Consider the following 18,548-nt stretch of genomic DNA (forward strand, 5'->3'; position numbering starts at 1 on the left):
TCGCCATGTAATGGGCTTTCCCCATCGCGGACTACTACGGAAGCTCCGCCAGCCAGCGCGTCATCGGAGCCATGCCCCCTTAACATCCGTCGCTGACCTTCCCCGGTTTACCTGCCTGGACTCAGGCATACTGAGGAGGCTGCCCGTCGCACTCTTTATCCTTGCTTGCCGCAAGTTGGCAGAAGTCAGCAACGCAAGCGTGATAGACGCTGCTGCCCCGGTGTTTCGCATACATGTCAAAACACCTTCGACCGGCAGTGCTTACGTATCACTGCCAGTTCCTCCTGCACGGCCTGTCAGATCACGTAGGCCGTGGTGACGTTTTCAACCCACAGAGGCGGATTAACGGGTTCATGTTCTTCAGCCTTTCAGTACTTAACCTTGAGGATCATCTCGGCTTAGTGATCTCGCCTCAATCCCCGTTGTCAGCGGGTTACATCACCCTGCGGGCATGCCGCAGGTCACTGCCGCTCAGGTTCTCCACCGTCACACCCGGTGGGATTGTTGGGTTTCTCATCGTGAGTTACCGGTTCAATATTCCAGACAGACTCGCGGTTCATTTAAGCATCCATGCCCGCCCTGAACTCCGGGCACACTGTAGGTGATGTCCGTTACCCAACGCTTATCCGGAGCATCCGGATTGAACTGTCGCTGGAGCCTGTTGGGCGACACGATACTGGCCTCGCCTTTACGTGCCCGCGGGCTCCGGTATCCGACCTGAGCCTTTATCCCGACACGTTTCATCAGTCGCCAGACTCTGTTCACTCCGCACTGTTGCCCGCTGTCACGCAGATCCAGATGGATTTTGCGATAACCATAGACGCATCCCGATTCCAGCCAGAACTGTTTAATCTGTCCTGTCAGTCTCAGGTCTGCCTGATGGCGTTGTGAATGCGGCTGCTGAAGCCAGGCGTAAAAACCACTGGGATGAACATCCAGCACCCGACAGAGCAGGCGAACAGGCCAGCAACAGGAGTTGTCACGGATAAAGGCGTACCTCAGTCGGACAGCTTTGCGAAGTACGCCGCGGCTTTTTTTAATATGTCCCGTTCGTCGGTAACCCGCTTCAGCTCTTTCTGGAGACGGCGGATCTCGGCCTGAGCATCTGACTGTTCTTTATTAATGGAAGGATCCGGACCGTACTTCTTTATTCAGGCGTAAAGGCTGTGGGTGGTGATATCGAGACGTGTTGCAACGCTGGCAACAGAATAACCGCGATCAACAACCTGTTTGACTGCTTCAGTTTTAAACTCTTCGGGATAACGCTTACCGCTCATGGGCACCTCTCTTTAAGCCATCTTAAATGACTCTGAGGTGTCTGTTAAACCCGTGGCGATTCACCTATGAAAATTAAACAGTTCTTCCACAGCACGCTGGAGTATGTGCGTTTCATCCATAAATGAGGGGTGACCTCCATGCTGTGAAGCGAAAGCCTCATCAATCTCACTTTTCAGTTGCATACGAACGCTGTCATCCAGTCGCATGAGAATGGCAGCTACAACCAGATTCAGTGCTTCAGTCTGAATAATCACTTCCTTTTCAGACTTATGCTGCTCCGCAATAATATCAACCAGCTCCGCCAGTAATGCCCTCATCTTCATTTCCCTGTGCATGACAACATGAAATCACTCTATACCATATTTTATTCATAGCGGTCGGACCGCATATCTTCACCATCAGCCCTGTATAAAAATATGCGTCCGGTTCCATTTTCTGGCAGAAAGATTACAGCGGCTGTACCGGATTTTTACGCCGGGTCACACTTCCCAGCATGGTTTATGCTTATCAGGACCATGACTGTTACTGAATTAAACCCCACGGAGGATCGCATGCTAACTCAAGAGCAGAAACAACTGGTTAAAGATACCGTTCCGGTACTGAAGGAAAATGGCGTTGCGTTAACGGATTACTTCTATAAAAGGATGTTACGGAATAATCCTGATTTGCAGGAAGTCTTTAATATGGGTCATCAGCGCAGCGGCGCGCAGGCGAAAGCGCTGGCAGGTGCGGTGCTGGCCTATGCAGAGAATATTGACGAGCCCGGGGTTCTGGCGCCGGTCATTGAGCTGATCTGCCATAAACATGTGAGCCTGAATATTAAGGCCCCGGACTACAGTATTGTCGGTGAGAATTTACTGCATTCCATCAGCGAAGTGCTTTCCGTCCCGATGGATAATCCACTCATCGGGGCCTGGGGTGCCGCGTATCAGGAGCTGGCCGACATATTTATCGGAGCCGAGAAAAGGCTTTATGATGAGCGCCGAACCACACCCGGCAGCTGGCTTGGCTGGCGCGATTTTAATGTTAGCAAAAAAGTAAAAGAAAGCGAGGAGATCTCCTCTTTTTATCTGACGCCCGCAGACGGACAGGCCCTGCCGGATTACCGGCCGGGACAGTATGTGACGCTGCGCGTCTTTGTTACTGAACTGGGCCTGAAACAGCCGCGACAGTACAGCTTATCCGGCAAGCCCGGGGCCGGTTACTTGCGTATCTCCGTGAAACGCGAAGATCCGCGTGCGGAAGGACAGGATCCGGGTTATGTCTCATCAACCCTCCACAATGCCGTCAGTGAAGGCGACACGGTGGAACTGAGCGCGCCGGCGGGCAACTTCTTTTTATTAAATCCCGAAGTGGACAATGTGCTTATCAGTGCCGGCGTCGGCCTGACACCCATGATGTCCATGACACACCATCTGCTGGCAGAAATAGCTGATCCGAATACCTCCCTGAAAGCGGACCACGCGCCACAGATTCAGGACAGGAAGCAGATATTTTTCCTTCATGCGGCCCGCAGTTCCGATGTTCATGCCCTGCGCCAGGAACTGGCGGCTCTCTCTAAGCAGAACAGTAATCTGCATATTTTTATCGCCTATGAGCAGGCGAAGGAAACTGAGGTGCTCGGGGAAGATTATCATGTGCAGGGCCGGCTCGATCTCAGCGCGGTACCGGCGGAATATCTGCCGCCAGACGCCGATTTTTATCTGTGCGGGCCAGTGCCGTTTATGCACGAACAGTACCGTTCCCTGCTGGCGCTGGGCATTGCAAAAGAGCGCATTCACAGCGAGGCCTTTGGCACGGGAGGTGTGGGTATCTGAGTCCGTGTATGATAAACCGTGGGGGGCGCTTTCTGCGCCCTTCGTGACCGGCAGGGATGCCCCGGCAGAACAGTTTTTACAGGGCCAGCTTTCCACATTGAACCCACTCCTTACAGCGACCTGTTAACCCGCCTCGGAATTTTGAACCCACCTGTAACAAACTATAAATCCATTATACCTGCCCCGCTGAGGACAAGGATCCGGCTCTGCCTTTTTTCGGATCTGACGGCGTAAACGAGTACGAAATGTACGTACTGTAGAAATGTAAGTATTAATTTTATTGTATGTAATGAATGTATTTTATGTACAATATGTATTTCCTGTATCGTGTATTTTTCCCCGTCGTGTAAAATCCTCTCACTGACCCTTTACTTTCCCCGGAGCCCACCATGAGCACACTGCCACCCGAAACCGTCCGCCGTATCGAGGACGCCGCCACCGCCCTCATCGCCGTCGGCACCCCGAACCCGACCAACGATCAGGTCCGCGCCCACCTCGGCGGCGGCTCCCTGTCGCATATCTCCCCGGTGATGCGCGCGTTCCGCGCCCGGCAACGGGAGCAGCGCGCCGAGCAGGCCCCGGCGCTGCCGCCGGAGCTGGCGCAGCTCCTGACCGGCCAGCTGGGGCTGCTGTGGCAGGCGGCTGTGAAACAGGCGGACGCTGTCACCCTGGCGGCGCGCGAGCAGGCTGACGCGGATATTGCGCAGGCCGACCGGGAGCGGGATGAGGCCCTGGCGAAAGTGACCGCCCTGGAGAGCGAGCTGGCGGTGCTGCGCGAGGTGGTGGCCGAGCGGGACCGCCTGCTGCAGGACGTCCGGGAGCTGCGGGATGAGGCGCTGCCGCTGCGAGAGCAGGTGGCCCGCCTGACGGCAACCGGCGAACATCTGGCAGCACAGCTGAAGGAAACGAAGGGGGAGCTGAAGGACGCCCGGGAAGAAAACCGCGCCCTGCAGGCCGAGTTGCTGATCCTGGCCCGGGCGGAGCCGAAAGGTGGGAAGATGACGAAATGAGAGCGGACACCCGGTCCTGCGTTAAGGCCTTCCGCCGTGCGCCTGGAGCATGCAGTGCTGCGCTACCAGCGCATCGATGTCTCGGCAATTACATACTCCGAAATGCGCTTCGGTGCCACCGGTCCTAAGGCCTCGGCGCGGTTGATGCGACCACGGATATAAAGGTCGCGCTGCGCCTCGCCGGGACGCCAATCAGCCCGAACGACACGGCTATCGCCGGGCACGCCATTGCCGCCGGTGCGGTTCTGGTGACGAATAATGTGAGAGAGTTTGAGCGGGTGCCGGGCCTGGTGCTGGAAGACTGGGTGAACTGACGACATTAAGAATGCAGAAGGTAAGAATGTCCGCTTAGTGCCATAAGCGGACGTTATTCCGATAACAAAGAGCGGAACAACGAAGAATATAAATAGCTAAACTTCAGATTTTCAGTATATCAATGACGACTCTCAGTGCCGGCGACACATTGCGGTGAGGATAATACAGGAATGAACCTTCCAGGCGCTGGCTGTAACGTGGCAACGCCCTGATAAGATTGCCTTGCTCTAAATCATCAGCGACCAGTTCCTCCGGGACATAAGCCAGCCCCAGCCCCAGTCTGGCTGCTTTTGCTTCCATGTAGCTGTCAGAAAAGGCCCACTGTCCTTGTGGTCGGTGCGTTATTTTTTTACCGTCCTGAAGGAGTTCCCACTGATAAAGGCTACCATCGGCAAACTGGTAGGCTATACAAGGATGAATCACTAAATCAGCCGGTGTTTGTGGAAAGCCATAGCGACGAAAATGCTCGGGCGTAGCTACAACAACCATCTCCATGTCAGGTGTAATACGCACCGCGACCATGCCCTGTCCTACCTCCGGCCCCAGCCGCACGCCGGCATCAAACCGCTCAGCGATAATATCGACGAACCGGCTTTCACTGATGAGTTCAAGCCTGATATCGGGGTAACGGTGCTTAAATAGCGCCAGCTTCGGTAAAAGAACTTTATCAATAGCATGCTGGCTGGCATTGATGCGTACCGTACCGGACGGGGTATTCCGGTAATACGCCAGCGTGGCAAAACCCGTATCTAAAGCATCAAATCCGGATTCTGTTGTCTGATACAGTTGCTCACCTGCCTGTGTTAACGACAGCCTGCGCGTAGTGCGAACCAGAAGCTGTATACCCAGCCTTTCTTCAAGTTCACGGACAGAACGACTAACGCCTGATTGTGCAAGTCCAAGACGATGTGCCGCTGCAGTGAAACTGCCCTCCCGCACCACCTGCATAAACAAGTAGAGCTCATTATAGTTTTCCCGTTTTGCCATTTGCGCGTCCTCAGAATATCTGGCCGCAAATGATGTCTGCTGCGGCCCTTCATTTATAACAATATGCTATTAATCCTAGCAATTTTTACCCTCTAATCAGCACTATTTCTGCTACCTATAATGAGCGCATTGCATCAAAGCACAGCAGTACTCTCCGTATGAAACCGGTACCTCACTTTTCTTTTTCAGGGGAATTTAAATGAATGTTTTCACCAGAAAGCTGACAGCCGCGCTACCCGCTATGCTGCTATGCGTATCATTAAGTGGAGTTACGACAATGAGTTATGCTGACACATCTAATCCGAACTCGCCTGTTTCAATGGTAGAAAAATGGGATAAAACCTTTGCAGAGAGCGATAAGGTTGATCATCGCAAGGTGGCATTCCAGAACCGTTACGGGATCATATTAGTAGGGGATCTTTACATCCCCAAAAACCGGGGCGAACGTAAACTGGCTGCGATTGCATTAAGTGGTCCTTTCGGTGCGGTCAAAGAGCAATCAAGCGGCCTGTATGCACAGACCCTGGCCGAACAGGGATTTGTTGCGCTGGCATTCGATCCTTCTTACACGGGTGAAAGTGGTGGCTATCCGCGTAATGTCGCCTCTCCGGATATCAACACTGAGGACTTTAGCGCGGCGGTTGATTTCCTTGGATTACAAAAAGAGGTGGATCGCCATCGTATTGGATTACTCGGTATTTGCGGCTGGGGAGGCATGGCACTCAATGCGGCGGCGATGGATACACGCGTAAAAGCAGTTGCGACCAGCGTGATGTACGACATGAGCCGGGCGATGGGACATGGCGTTGGTGATGGCAAAGACCGTTATTCAACAGCCGATCGCCGTGCCGTATTACAGTACCTGAACGAGCAGCGCTGGAAAGATGCTGAAAGCGGAACTATCGCCCGCGGTAGTCACGATATTAATGTGGATAAGAATGGCAGCGTAAGCGCTTCTGAGCGAATTCTGCCGGAAACATTACCCGCGAATCCACACCCGGTACTGAAAGAGTTTTTTGATTATTACAGAATGCCACGCGGCTTCCATGGGCGTTCTGTTAACTCTAATGGCGCATGGAATGCAACGATGCCCTTGTCGTTTATGAATATGCCGCTGCTTAGCTACGCAAATGAAATCACTATTCCTGTGTTGATTGTTACAGGTGAAAAAGCGCACTCGCGCTATTTTGCAGAAGATGCCTACAAAGCGGTTGGCAGCACTGAAAAAGAGCTTGTGATCGTCCCCGGCGCAAACCACGTGGACTTATACGACAACGCTGCAGGTAAGATCCCTTTTGCCAGGTTTGAACAGTTTTTCAAAACCAGCTTAAGGTAAAAACGCAGCTCAGAATCGTTTAAAAGCCACCTGTAATACTCAGGTGGCTTTGACTCTGGATCTATCCCGACATGATGTTACATAGAATCCTTATAATATCGCACTTCATTCTCACCCACTCTCATCGTTATTACATGAATAGCGTTTATTTCGTTTATGCCTGAAGAAGATCGGGCGCTATTCACAGGTCCTGATAATATTCATAATGCGTCATTAAACATCACAATAGATACAGGGGCGAGCCTGGCAGCAGAAGATAAATATTATGACAGGATACGCAATGGTATCCCGTCGATATTTCTACATTGTTCCGGTTTAATTGTTCCGATTTAACTTTTATAACCGATCAGCGTCAGTTAAGGCTTAAGGATAACCTTCGTCCATCCCTCATCGCGATCGTCAAAGTGCTTATATCCCTCAGGCGCCTCAGCAAGTGAAAGACGGTGTGAGATTATGCCGCCCGGGCTGGCTTTACCCTGATGGATCAGACGGGCCAGCTGACGATTATAGGCTTTGACGTTCGCCTGGCCGGTGCGGATTGACTGTCCTTTAAACCAAAAACTGCCGAAATCAAACGGCATCTTACCTTCTTTGGAAAGGTCTGATGCAGCTCCCGGATCCTGCGGGATAAACACGCCAACCACACCAATTCCCCCGGTTGCTTTGGTTGATGCAACGAGGCTGTTCATAGTGACCGAATTATCTTCATGGCCATGTTTGTTACAGCACTGATAGCCCACGCATTCACAGCCACAGTCAGTGCCGCGTCCGTCAGTTAAGTCGAGAATTCGTTGCACGGCTTCATCGCCGGTCGCATTGATGCCCGTCGCCCCCATTTTCTCTGCCAGCGCTAAACGGTCCTGGTGTGTATCCACTACAAATACCTGTGAAGCGCCTTTTATCATGGCTGAGTGTGCGGCCATCAGACCCACCGGCCCCGCGCCGTAAATGGCTACGCTTTCGCCAGGCTTTAATCCGGCGAGTTCTGTCGCATGCCAGCCGGTAGGGAAAATGTCAGAGAGCATCACATAATCATCTTCTTTTTCTACTGCGTCAGGCGGAAGCACCAGGCAGTTAAAGTCTGCAAAGGGGACCCGAAGCAGTTCCGCCTGACCACCCTCCCAGGAGCCCATTTCAGCAAAACCATAGGCCGCGCCCACAGTACCGGGATTGGTGGTGAGGCAAAAACCGGTCAGACCTTTTTCACAATTCTCGCAAAAACCGCATCCGACATTAAATGGCAGACAGACATAGTCACCGACCTTAACACGCTCCACTCCTGAGCCAATTTCAACCACCTCACCCAGGTTTTCGTGCCCCAAAATACGTCCCTGCTCAAAGCTGGTCCGACCCTCGTACATGTGCAAATCCGATCCACAAATATTGGTGGTGGTAATGCGGACAAGCACATCGGTGGGGCGAACAATTTTTGCATCCGGCACGTCTTTAACTTTTACATCATAGGGACCGTTGTAAATAACTGCTTTCATGATCTTCTCCTGCTTGCGGCCGGAAAGGTGTGGCTGCCCGACCGGGTAAGTGTCAACTAAGCTTAGCTGCCATGATTGATAACGCAATCGACAGCAAGGCAATCGGGAGGTTTCTTATCGGATACGTTGAGGAATGCTGGCCGGGGATGACGGTCAAAGACAGCCGGGAAAAGGTCAGGATGATGCCGCATCAAGCCGAGCGGCAGCAGCCGGTAGCGTTGCGGGAATATTTGCGTAAAACAGTTATCAATTATCGGCAGCAATCTCAGACGCAGCCTGAAGGTAAAGACCCGATTTATCAGAAAGATGATTTACCTTACACCCGGCCAGTTTTTGCCTGATTCACTGCCAGAACCTTCTCAGAGAGGCACTTCCCGTTAGATACAGAGGTCGCTAAAACCCTGGCCTCGCTGAGCCTGGCACCCTGGATATGGGTGTCTGTGTACCCTTCTCTCTGCGCTACGTTAAGGCTGGAATAAAAAATATCGCTTCCGGGTCCCCGTCATCGAGATTGTCGACCTGACCGCTGGGGATAAATCCGGCGTTCAACAGCAGCCGTTGCATTGGCAGGTTAGAACGATGGGTGGAGGTGAACAGCTTCGGGTGCTGGCAGCGGGACTTCAATGCTGCAATCAACGCCAGACCGATACCCCTGCGGCGGTAGTGTTCCCCTACCATCAGCATTTCAATAAAGCCGTAGCCGAAGAAATGGTAGTTCAGCACGCCATATCCCATCGCTATTCCCTGCAGTTCGGCAATATAACAGACAGACCAGGCACACCAGATGCGGATTTGCGCCGCACCTTTTGGCTGGCTCTGGGCAACAATATCGATAGTAATCAGTGATATAGCATCGTTTTCAGTGGTCAGGCGAACACGCATATTCAGTCTCCCTCTCTTTAATTGACTGCAGTGCAGCCTTAATAAAACGGCAATCCCGCACAGATTTTTTAATTTCATACGGGATTTTACAATTCCATAAGATGATTAGTTAATCCTAATCATCCCAGAGAGGCAGGGTTCATTTTCTGAAAGTTATCGTTAACCGGATATTGGGCCACCAGAAAAGCCCTCATGATTCAGAAAGTAAGCAAACGTTTTAACCTGCAGCCTATGGAAGCAGTCTGCGGCTGGTTCACCTGTGAGATTCGATACACTGACAGGAATGGGGAGCGCCATATATCAGAATATAACCGGCGGAGCCGGGCTTACGGCGCCGTTCAGCTCAACGTTATCTAACGCTTCCTGCCGCTAAAGCCGCATTCAGCGGGCCTGCTCCTGCCTCAGACAGTGAGTCAGGATTCATGACAAAGGTCGCTTTGTGCCAGGAGCGGACGTGACTAACATCGTGGCACAAGAATAAATTGTAAGGAGTTCACTTTCTCAACCAGGACTTAAGTTCTATTACGTCATGCCGATAATGAAATTAATTTCAACATCGGTAGCTAAGGAAACAAACATTGAGGGATTTATCAAAATATACAAAATCTTTGGATTTGGCTAAGTACTATGTATATGCCTTTTATGACAAGGAAGATGAGTTCAAGAAGCCTTTTTACATTGGAAAGGGGAAGTCCGATCGCTGTCTTGACCATATCAAACGTCCTGATGAATCTCCGAAATCTGAGCGGATCAAAGAGCTTTTAGAAAGAAAAAACTTGGGTATCGATATTCTTCGCCATGGAATGGATGAATCAACGGCCAAACTTGTTGAGGCAACATGTATCGATCTCTTAGGTGTGGGAGAACTTACTAATAAAGTTCGAGGAAGTAGCTCTCTTATGGGACGCATCACGCTTGATGAACTCCAGCACTTGCTACTCAAAGAAGAAACCGAAATCGCATGTGAACATGCCGGGCTCGCCTTTCTTTTAAACAGTACATACAAGTCTGGTATGAGCGCATTGGAGCTATATGAGTCCACTCGCGGCATTTGGGCAAATATCCCTAAAGACGAGAGACTTAAATTTGCTTACGCAACTTATGGCGGGCTTGTCATGGAGGTCTATGAAATACAGTGCTGGGTGAAGGCTGGCTCTCAACAATACTTTACGCGTGATTTAAACATTACTATGAATACCAATCGCTCCGAGTTTGTTGGCCGAATTGCAGCTAAAGAAGTTAGAGACTTGTATGTGGGTAAATTAATCAAAAAAACACGCAGTCACGGAAGTCCATTTGTAAAAGTTGGGATTGTCTAAGATTTTTTTTACAGATTTTAACTGACTCATCACCATGAGTCAGTTGATCTTTACCATAAAGGTAGCATCTACTTTCAAGGTCCAATTCGCGAAGAACTGAGAGTTAAGGGCTGAGTCTGAAGACGTTGAACAGAATGGTCAACGTCTGCTCCTCGCTCTTATCGGACCTAGCTCTGCGCACTGGTCCGCTTTGTGCCAGAAGCGGAAGTTGGGGTTGCCAGAGACTCTCTAAAGGTTGATGGTTAGTTTTGCAGGAATACTCACACATGCACCTTTCTATGAATACGTATTATTATCGAGTTGCTAATAATACGTCCGGTATTCATTTTGCTGGGGATGCTACAGGTGGCTGCTTTATCAAGGAAAAGAATGAAACGTTTAATGATGGCTATAACGCTGGCTATGCTGGCAACAGGGTGTGTTCACAAGCAAACACTGTCGGGCCAGCAACATGCGCCTGGAGACACAAAGGCAGGTAAATCCGCCACGGTGAACCAGCCCTATTATCCTGCAAAAGCACAGGCTGGCCGGATTGAGGGGGTTGTAAGGGCTTCATACACTGTGAATACAAAAGGGTGTGCGGAAAACATCATAATCTTATCAGCGCAGCCCGCCGATGTGTTTGAGAAAGAAACGCTCCGTGCAATGAATAAGTGGTGTGGCCTGGAACCCACTTCGTTGCCGAAAATTATCACTATCACATTCCGGCTGAACGGCGGCGCAAGAATGGAAGATGTACCGCTGATGGTCGATAAATAAGTAAGTGAGCTTGACTCTGAGATCGAATACTGTCTGCCCAATATTTCGTCTTACGACGGCAAAACCTGTATCTCAGAAATTTGTGCTTAATTTTCGCTGGTCACCCTTACAGCGAAGCTGAGTGGGTGACAGCACGATAATTTTAATCCAATCAACTGAGGGAGTATGAGTGAAGTTCCGCTCCTCGCTCAAGGCGGACCTTTCGTTCCTACCTGCCTTTTGCTTTGACTCCCTCTTACCGTATTTCCATCCCCCTCCATACGGTTACTCAGTCCAGATCCGACTTTACCTTTTTTCGGATCTGCGCAAAAAAGAGAATACTCCGTATAGGCTGACCATATCCATATGCCATACATCTGCATATCTAGACTCTATACATATGCCTCACATCTGCATATACTATACCTATGCAATGGTAGGTGGTGTTTTTTTATTCGCCTGTGCTTTTCACAGGCCATGCCCAGAGTATCGGGCGCATGCATTATGGGGTGTAACGTAAATGAGAACCGTATCCATTTTTAAAAATGGCAACAACCGCGCCATCCGCCTCCCCCGCGATCTCGATTTTGAGGGGGTGAGCGAGCTGGAGATCGTCCGGGAAGGGGACAGCATTATTTTGCGTCCCGTCCGGCCGACCTGGGGCTCGTTCGCGCAGCTCGAGAAGGCAGACCCGGACTTTATGGCGGAGCGCGAGGACGTTGTCACCGACGAAGGACGATTTGATCTGTGAATAAAACCTATATGCTGGACACCTGTATCTGCTCATTCATCATGCGCGAGCAGCCGGAAGCCGTCCTGAAGCGTCTGGAGCAGGCGGTGCTGCGCAACCAGCGTATCGTGATCTCGGCCATCACCTATTCCGAGATGCGCTTCGGCGCCACCGGCCCGAAAGCCTCCCCGCGCCACATCCAGCTGGTTGACGCATTCTGCGCCCGCCTCGATGCCATCCTGCCCTGGGACAGCGCTGCGGTGGACGCCACCACGGACATTAAGGTCGCGCTGCGCCTCGCCGGGACGCCAATCGGCCCTAACGACACGGCAATTGCCGGGCATGCGATTGCTGCTGGTGCCGTCCTCGTGACGAATAATGTGAGAGAGTTTGAACGCGTGCCGGGCCTGGTGCTGGAAGACTGGGTTAACTGACGGCAGACAGAACGGAGAAAGGGGGATGTCCGCTTTGTGCCAGAAGCGGGCATTGGTGCTTAAGTAACCCTAAATTTGCATTTAAAATCATATGAGTGAAACCTTGAAAAGGTTATTAACTAATTCCATTATTGTATAATCAGTTATCTCTTCTATGCTTAATACGTAACCTTAGCTGAGGAGATATTATGTTAGACGAATATAAAAAATGCATCGAATCCTGTTATCTATGCGCAACTGCATGTGATAACTGTGCGGCTTCGTGTCTCGAAGAAGAGAATCTTGAGATGATGCGCGAGTGCATAAAACTGGATATGCAATGTGCAAATATCTGCCGTCTTGCAGCTCAATTCATGACACTAAATAGCGATTCAGCCCAAGCGCTCTGCCGTCTTTGCGCTGACGTTTGTCAGAAGTGCGGCGATGAGTGTGGAAAGCATGAACATGACCATTGCCAGGAGTGCTCCAGAGCTTGTCATCACTGCGCAGAGCAATGCAGAAAGATGGCCGCCTGAGAATAAATTCAAATTACTAAACCCGCTTCGGCGGGTTTTTTACTCCCGGTGATAAGCCGTAGGTGAGTGAGAAAGGTGAGTTTAAGGGGCGGGCGGGAAATGGATCTACCCGAAAGTGCTGGCCTTAATGACAAATTTTGGCACAGATTATTTGAATGGCTCAATGTCCGCTTCCCGCTCATAGTGGACATTAGAGGCCACAAGGGGAGACATTAAATCTCCCCCCGCCATGGCGTTCAAATTTATGCCGCTTCTTATACCGGACACTCATCACTGTCAGTTAAGTTGAAGAAAAATGCCACCCGTCCCACCACTTCGGCTTCTTCCTCAGACTTACCCCTCGATCTCCGCAGCATCACTGGATATCAGCGTACGATCAGCAGAGCAGAAAATCTCATCGTATAACGAGGCGACAACATATCCCGCTTCATCTGTCACTGCTGCTGTAGCCCCTGTCCTGGCCCCATTTGCGCCTGCGCCGTTGAGCCAGGCAACGACCTGAAAAATTGCCTTCTTAAAGTAATTGTTTATGCTGTCGATAGGTTATATACCTGCGTCCTGAGCGCGGGATTGATAACAAAACTAAGGGAATTATGCCCGCTCCCGTGCGGGCTTTTTTCTCTCCAGTTCGATCGTAAATGCGCCAACGGGTAATTACTGCTGAATAGGCCATGGCTTCCGGCTGGCGCTGGTTCCGGATGTTTTCTGCGGGCATTTCCACGCGGACAGATATGTACAATTTTGTCCGACAATATGGATCTATTGAAAAATATCAAACCTGACGCTAAAAGTGTCGAGAATATTTATGATCGTTATATTCTGAACGTTAGTATGTGATACAGGCATGGTCACCTCTTATGTAATTCAACTTGTGAAAAATGAAAACAACAGCTAGCCTGAAATAGTATGAAAGCATCTGGATTTCCCTTGTTTACAGCCGCTCCCCAGCGGCTTTTTTTTGGCCAAAATAAGAAAAATCCGTTTTATATCTTTGGAAACTGATTGCTTACACATGAAAACATTGTGCTTTGCGCTTCGTTAACTACTTTTAGTCTTTGATTTTTGTTACAGGCCCTCCCATAAAACAGCAGGTTACTGGCGTAAGTGTGGTCGATTATATAAATCAAGCGAAACGTAAAATCACCCCCCGTAATATCAGGAAACCCTCACGCATGATAAAAAACAGGTTTGACAGGACCTGCACATCGACTAAATTTATTTATCGAACGACGAGAGATACGAAATACTTACGTATCTTACTGACATAACCAATATATGAGAGATGAGGTTTAATATGGCAGAGCATCGTGGTGGTTCCGGTAATTTCGCTGAAAACCCTGAAAAAGCTTCTGAAGCTGGACGTAAAGGCGGGCAGCATAGCGGAGGGAATTTTAAAAACGACCCGCAGCGCGCATCGGAAGCTGGCAAGAAAGGGGGACAAAACAGTCACGGCGGAGGCCGTAAATCTGACAACTCCTGATTTTATAGCCAGTTTATTAAACTGCTAGAAATCATACTGCGGGCCTGCTGGCTCGCAGTTGCTTTTTACCGGAATGAAGATATCAATGTAAAGCACCTGTGAATTATTCTTACCTCTCCTGACACGCCCCTGGAGAATCTAAAAGCTACTTAACCGTTTTCAACCAACGCAGCCGTCGTCTCCGGCTGACGATGATTCCGGATGTTGTCGTCGTTTACGCTGATGGATGTTACCCGGAAAAAACCGCTCAGGTTCTGGCCCGGGATTATTCCTGGACCCGGGAATTTGCGCTTGTTATACATTGGGCTTCGGGGAATTGTGCCCTGTTCACAGGCCTGCCTGCAGCTGTGAGCGCCAAGCCAGTCCGGTCATTAACGCAAAGGAAAAATATTTTCCGGCAGTCAAACCTCTTATCGCCTTGTAAGCATATAAACGCATATTTGCCCTTTATTAGGTCGAACGCTCATTACCCTGACGGGTTCATTATTAGCGAACCTCTGTATCTGAACCATGACATATCACTTCTGCATTTAGTTCATCACCCGCAGACAAAAAGAGCGTGATAACCATTGGGGAAAAGCCGGTGCATAATTTATAGGGCAGACATCTGACCCCGGTATCGATTATGTTTCACTGCCGGAGTATTGTACAGGGTGCAGAAACACCATATATTGGCAGTGAGTAAAATATATCCTGTATATTATTGCAGCGCTTTTTCCTTAATCTGGATATCCAGGGTCTGATACCGCACAAAAAGCCTAAAGATAAGATGTATTTTATTTGCCATTTAACCCCTGACTGTTATGGTGTTTACGTTATCAACGCTCGAAGCACACAAACATAAGAACAGTTTTGACTCAAAGTTGCCCCGCAACCGGGGCTTTTTTTAAGTATTGATTATCAATGCCGAAACTGGCAGTTAATTCGGAACCGCAACTTTACTGCTGTAGACATCATCCTGCTGTGTCTGGCGCTGTTTATGTGTTATGAAACGTGCCGGTACTCATGCTTCAAAATCAACAAAAATATGTATATATATTTTTTTGGTAACAATGTTAATTATATGGAAAAGCAAAGAATCTGCAATCACCTCTCCATTAGCTATCAGTACTCACCATCATCTCCTTTTTATCTGGTTTATATTTATAAATGGCGGAGCGGGGAATATCTTTCTTCTGTTGCGTCTAACAGCAAGGAATCGTTGTTCAGACAAATTAAGGAGTATGCTCAACTGAATGAGCAGGAACAGGCCCATCTCCGTAGATTTATCCTCTGAATATTGTCTTTTTCACCACTTTCACAGATTCTTAAATCTGTCAGCATTTCGCATGCCACGATTGTTATGTGCCTGCCAGCCGGTCAGTTATCTCGTGACGATTTCAGACCTGCTTCCGTGAATGGAATGATCGCGCAGAAAATTTTTTGAGTCATACTTATAACAGTCACATTTTTCTTTTTTGGATTGTCCAACAGAGGAGGAATGTATGCAGTCAGTAAGTGATGATCTTGACCCGCCATCTCCGGACAGCTTTTGTATCTTAAGTTAACGATGTCCGCTGCCGCCGATATTCCCTCGGGGAGTGATATCCCAGCGCGCTGTGCGGGTGGTTTTCATTGTAATGTGTGAACGCTGCTGCAAGGTTTCGCAGGGCTGTTCTCACATCTGGTTTTGCCATGAACGCGATATAGTCTTCCTTCATCGTCTTCACGAACCGTTCGGCCATGCCATTGCTCTGCGGGCTGCTCACCGCTGTTGTACACGGCTCCAGATTCAGCTCTCTGGCGAACCTCCGCGTTTCATGCGCGGTATATGCTGAACCGTTATCCGTCAGCCATTGAACCGGTGTGGTCGGCAGCCCGTCGCCGAAGCGCTTTTCCACCGACCTCAGCATCACATCCTGCACCGTCGAACTGTCGTAGCCTCCTGTGCTCGCTGCCCAGTCTATGGCTTCTCTGTCGCAGCAGTCCAGCGCGAACGTGACCCGCAGCTTCTCACCGTTGTCGCAGCCGAACTCGAAGCCATCTGAACACCAGCGCATATCGCTTTCTGCCACCGCGATTTTGCCCTTATGTTCACGCTTCGACCGCTCTGGTTTGTCATGCAGTAACAGCAGATTATGCTCGCTCATAAGCCGGTAAAGCCGTTTGGCGTTCACGGGGGGCAGTCCCTCTGTACGACGTTGCGTACGCAGGATGCCCCACACACAGCGATAGCCGTAACTGGGCATATCGCTGATGATATCGAGGATCTCTGACAGTATTTCAGCGTCTGCTTCGTCATCACGCCGGTTACAGCGCCTGTCCTGCCAGTCGGCAGAACGGTTAATTCGCAGTGACAGCTGCGCACGCGACACGCCCATGGTGCGGCTGACCAGGGCTATTCCCCGTCCTTTGGCAACAAGGGCGCGTGCGCTATCCATTTTCGCGACTGAGCGTACTCCACGGCTTCTTTCAGGATCTCAACTTCCATCGTCTTCTTGCCCAGCAGGCGCTGAAGCTCCCGGACCTGCTTCAGAGCAGCAGTAAGCTCAGAAGCTGGAACAACTTCTTCCCCGGCCGCAACGGCGGTGAGGCTGCCTTCCTGATATTGCTTCTTCCACTTAAACAGCAGGCTGGGCTGGATGCCATGCAGGCGGGCGACATGGGAGACATTCATGCCCGGCTCCATCGTCTGCTGGATAATGGCGATCTTCTCCTGAGGAGTTTTACGTTTACGGACTTCTTGCCCTAACAGGATCCCGGTCATCTCAAAATTGGCGTTAGCGTTAGACATATATTCAAGCCTATCTCTTATCTGGAGATACAGCTACTGTCTGGTGTTTCAGGGGGCTACATCAGGAAATATCTAACTGTAACTGGTTAGATTAAGTAGGATACTTACACAAATTATATATTTACTATTAGGAGTCCTTTTCATCTTTCTGCTTGCTACTTGTATCTAGGTTGACAGTTGCGCTCGTAACAATACACTCGCACCCTCACTAAGTTTCATTTTCTATCCTCATTCCTCAGTCGCGTAAATGAAGACGCTCAACCTAGTAATAAAATCCTGCCGATGGCTTGCAAACTTAAGGACATAACAAAGCGGTTCATTTTTTTACCCACACGCTATCTAAGGTTAGATCAGCTAATATTTCATATCCTCAAGCGGAAATTTTATGGAAGGCATACCTGTTTCGTAGGGTTTTATCCACTATAGATATACTATGCGAGGTAATAACGCGTAAGTTTCAATTGTCTCCAAAGAAGATATTTCAAACTCGTGGGTGCACATAATAATATTGTGTTGTACTTTCTTGAAATAAGCAGATAAATTCGGGGGGGGGGAGGGAAGTAATAACCTATTCTCAAAAATAATAAATTTGGATGCCAAGCGTTTACTAACGAGACAACACCATTTTGTGTCTGACAATCATCAAGCCGACAATTGAACAGTTACATTTCATCACCTCCATATTACGTGAATCTGGTAAAGATATTTTCATCAGAGAAAATATCTTATGATCACAAATCAGCACTTGAAAAATTTCTTTGAACCAATATATTTTTTTGTTATGCAATGTGCAAGAAAAATGCTTGGTGTGTGTTTGAGCGAGAGAGGGTTTTTGTATGGCTATAATATTATCAGGCTAAAAAGAAAGTTTTATCATTGGAATTCTAATTAACTTAATCTCGCAAAGGCATGGTTTCTGGAAGGTTGAAAATACTGATTCATTGACATTTCATCATAAAACAACTGAACATCTTAAATAAAATCTGTTGTGAATGAAAATGCATCTTATACGCGTCCTCTTTCTAACCTTACCTATATAAGGAATTTTGAATTTTATTAAATGAAAACTATAATAGAAAACTGCAAAAATTAATATTTCAATCGACTTTTCTGTAGTCCCTGTCCTCTAACACTGTTAATGAATTAGTTAGATCCGTAGGTCAATACTAACTTTAATGCATATAACACTTTTTTACATAAGGCTGTCTTAATTTAACAACAGATTGGATTTAGCTTGCTGCTTATGTGCAACTTTTTGGATAAAAGAAAAACATAATTTACACGCACCATGTTTGACTTTTTCTGTAAAAGGCCCACATAAAAGGTTGCGATATGTTTAACTTTTACCCAAAAAGTTAAACATACATGAATTGCTCATGTTTAACTTTTCCTAGAAAAGTTAAACATGGATGAAATGACTATGTTTAACTTTTCTAGGAAAAGT

At 49.0% G+C, this 18,548-nt stretch carries 16 protein-coding genes and 2 pseudogenes; 11 read left to right on the plus strand and 7 right to left on the minus strand.

What is annotated here, in order from left to right:
• Nucleotides 1-597: 597 nt before the first annotated feature.
• Both C3F35_RS24210 and C3F35_RS24215 read right to left on the minus strand, forming a co-directional pair.
• Nucleotides 598-1,277: pseudogene (locus C3F35_RS24210) on the minus strand (IS3 family transposase); the annotation flags it as partial.
• A gap of 60 nt (nt 1,278-1,337) precedes the next feature.
• Entirely contained in the window at nt 1,338-1,595 is a 258-nt protein-coding gene (locus tag C3F35_RS24215) for a sigma-S stabilization anti-adapter protein IraP (protein WP_158251944.1), read from the minus strand.
• A gap of 234 nt (nt 1,596-1,829) precedes the next feature.
• On the opposite strand from C3F35_RS24215, the gene hmpA reads away from it, so the two are divergent.
• The 3 genes and pseudogenes from hmpA to C3F35_RS24230 all read left to right on the plus strand — a co-directional run bounded on the left by hmpA (nt 1,830) and on the right by C3F35_RS24230 (nt 4,419).
• Nucleotides 1,830-3,095: an NO-inducible flavohemoprotein gene (gene hmpA / locus C3F35_RS24220; protein WP_103793594.1), complete on the plus strand. Its 1,266-nt coding sequence runs from the start codon at nt 1,830-1,832 to the stop codon at nt 3,093-3,095.
• 389 nt (nt 3,096-3,484) lie between these two features.
• Nucleotides 3,485-4,105, plus strand: a complete 621-nt coding sequence (locus C3F35_RS24225; RefSeq protein ID WP_103793595.1) for a DNA-binding protein — start codon at nt 3,485-3,487, stop codon at nt 4,103-4,105.
• 36 nt (nt 4,106-4,141) lie between these two features.
• A pseudogene (locus tag C3F35_RS24230) lies at nt 4,142-4,419 on the plus strand (hypothetical protein).
• 103 nt (nt 4,420-4,522) lie between these two features.
• On the opposite strand, the gene C3F35_RS24235 reads toward C3F35_RS24230, so the two are convergent.
• Entirely contained in the window at nt 4,523-5,407 is an 885-nt protein-coding gene (locus C3F35_RS24235; RefSeq protein WP_103793596.1) for a LysR family transcriptional regulator, read from the minus strand.
• Between the two features lie 199 nt (nt 5,408-5,606).
• Between C3F35_RS24235 and C3F35_RS24240 the strand changes: the two genes are divergently transcribed.
• Nucleotides 5,607-6,743, plus strand: a complete 1,137-nt coding sequence (locus tag C3F35_RS24240; RefSeq protein ID WP_089562628.1) for an alpha/beta hydrolase — start codon at nt 5,607-5,609, stop codon at nt 6,741-6,743.
• 356 nt (nt 6,744-7,099) lie between these two features.
• Here C3F35_RS24240 and C3F35_RS24245 read toward each other — a convergent pair whose 3' ends face one another.
• Entirely contained in the window at nt 7,100-8,233 is a 1,134-nt protein-coding gene (locus tag C3F35_RS24245) for a glutathione-independent formaldehyde dehydrogenase (protein WP_103793597.1), read from the minus strand.
• Nucleotides 8,234-8,304: 71 nt separating this feature from the next.
• On the opposite strand from C3F35_RS24245, the gene C3F35_RS24250 reads away from it, so the two are divergent.
• Nucleotides 8,305-8,574, plus strand: coding sequence for a hypothetical protein (locus C3F35_RS24250; protein ID WP_103793598.1), 270 nt, complete (start codon nt 8,305-8,307; stop codon nt 8,572-8,574).
• A 118-nt stretch (nt 8,575-8,692) separates the two neighbouring features.
• Here the strand turns inward: C3F35_RS24250 and C3F35_RS24255 are convergent, their stop codons facing one another.
• Nucleotides 8,693-9,115: a GNAT family N-acetyltransferase gene (locus C3F35_RS24255; protein ID WP_095463659.1), complete on the minus strand. Its 423-nt coding sequence runs from the start codon at nt 9,113-9,115 to the stop codon at nt 8,693-8,695.
• A gap of 578 nt (nt 9,116-9,693) precedes the next feature.
• Here C3F35_RS24255 and C3F35_RS24260 point away from each other — a divergent pair.
• The 5 genes from C3F35_RS24260 to C3F35_RS24280 all read left to right on the plus strand — a co-directional run bounded on the left by C3F35_RS24260 (nt 9,694) and on the right by C3F35_RS24280 (nt 12,851).
• Nucleotides 9,694-10,434, plus strand: coding sequence for an LEM-3-like GIY-YIG domain-containing protein (locus C3F35_RS24260; RefSeq protein ID WP_022652289.1), 741 nt, complete (start codon nt 9,694-9,696; stop codon nt 10,432-10,434).
• A gap of 369 nt (nt 10,435-10,803) precedes the next feature.
• Nucleotides 10,804-11,193, plus strand: a complete 390-nt coding sequence (locus tag C3F35_RS24265; protein WP_158251945.1) for a TonB family protein — start codon at nt 10,804-10,806, stop codon at nt 11,191-11,193.
• A gap of 499 nt (nt 11,194-11,692) precedes the next feature.
• The gene (vapB, locus tag C3F35_RS24270; RefSeq protein WP_039032651.1) at nt 11,693-11,923 is read left to right on the plus strand and encodes a type II toxin-antitoxin system VapB family antitoxin; all 231 of its coding nucleotides are present in this window, start codon (nt 11,693-11,695) and stop codon (nt 11,921-11,923) included.
• Entirely contained in the window at nt 11,920-12,336 is a 417-nt protein-coding gene (locus C3F35_RS24275; protein ID WP_103793600.1) for a type II toxin-antitoxin system VapC family toxin, read from the plus strand. Before vapB ends, C3F35_RS24275 begins: the two co-directional genes overlap by 4 nt.
• Nucleotides 12,337-12,524: 188 nt before the next feature.
• The gene (locus tag C3F35_RS24280; protein ID WP_103793601.1) at nt 12,525-12,851 is read left to right on the plus strand and encodes a four-helix bundle copper-binding protein; all 327 of its coding nucleotides are present in this window, start codon (nt 12,525-12,527) and stop codon (nt 12,849-12,851) included.
• 365 nt (nt 12,852-13,216) lie between these two features.
• Here the strand turns inward: C3F35_RS24280 and C3F35_RS26935 are convergent, their stop codons facing one another.
• On the minus strand, nt 13,217-13,282 hold the full coding sequence (locus C3F35_RS26935) for a hypothetical protein (protein ID WP_406807662.1): 66 nt from the start codon (nt 13,280-13,282) through the stop codon (nt 13,217-13,219).
• An 863-nt stretch (nt 13,283-14,145) separates the two neighbouring features.
• Between C3F35_RS26935 and C3F35_RS24285 the strand changes: the two genes are divergently transcribed.
• Nucleotides 14,146-14,331 (plus strand): general stress protein, encoded by a 186-nt coding sequence (locus C3F35_RS24285; protein ID WP_103793602.1) that lies wholly within the window; start codon nt 14,146-14,148, stop codon nt 14,329-14,331.
• Nucleotides 14,332-15,869: 1,538 nt separating this feature from the next.
• On the opposite strand, the gene C3F35_RS24290 is transcribed toward C3F35_RS24285, so the two are convergent.
• Nucleotides 15,870-17,077, minus strand: a protein-coding gene (locus C3F35_RS24290) for an IS3 family transposase (RefSeq protein ID WP_103793618.1) whose coding sequence is annotated in 2 segments (ribosomal slippage) — nt 15,870-16,756 and nt 16,756-17,077 — 1,209 coding nt in all. Because the reading frame shifts where the segments join, the coding sequence is not laid out codon by codon here.
• Nucleotides 17,078-18,548 lie beyond the last annotated feature (1,471 nt).

The organism is Leclercia sp. LSNIH3, assembly GCF_002935105.1.
In the GTDB taxonomy this organism is placed as follows: Bacteria; Pseudomonadota; Gammaproteobacteria; order Enterobacterales; family Enterobacteriaceae; genus Enterobacter; species Enterobacter adecarboxylatus.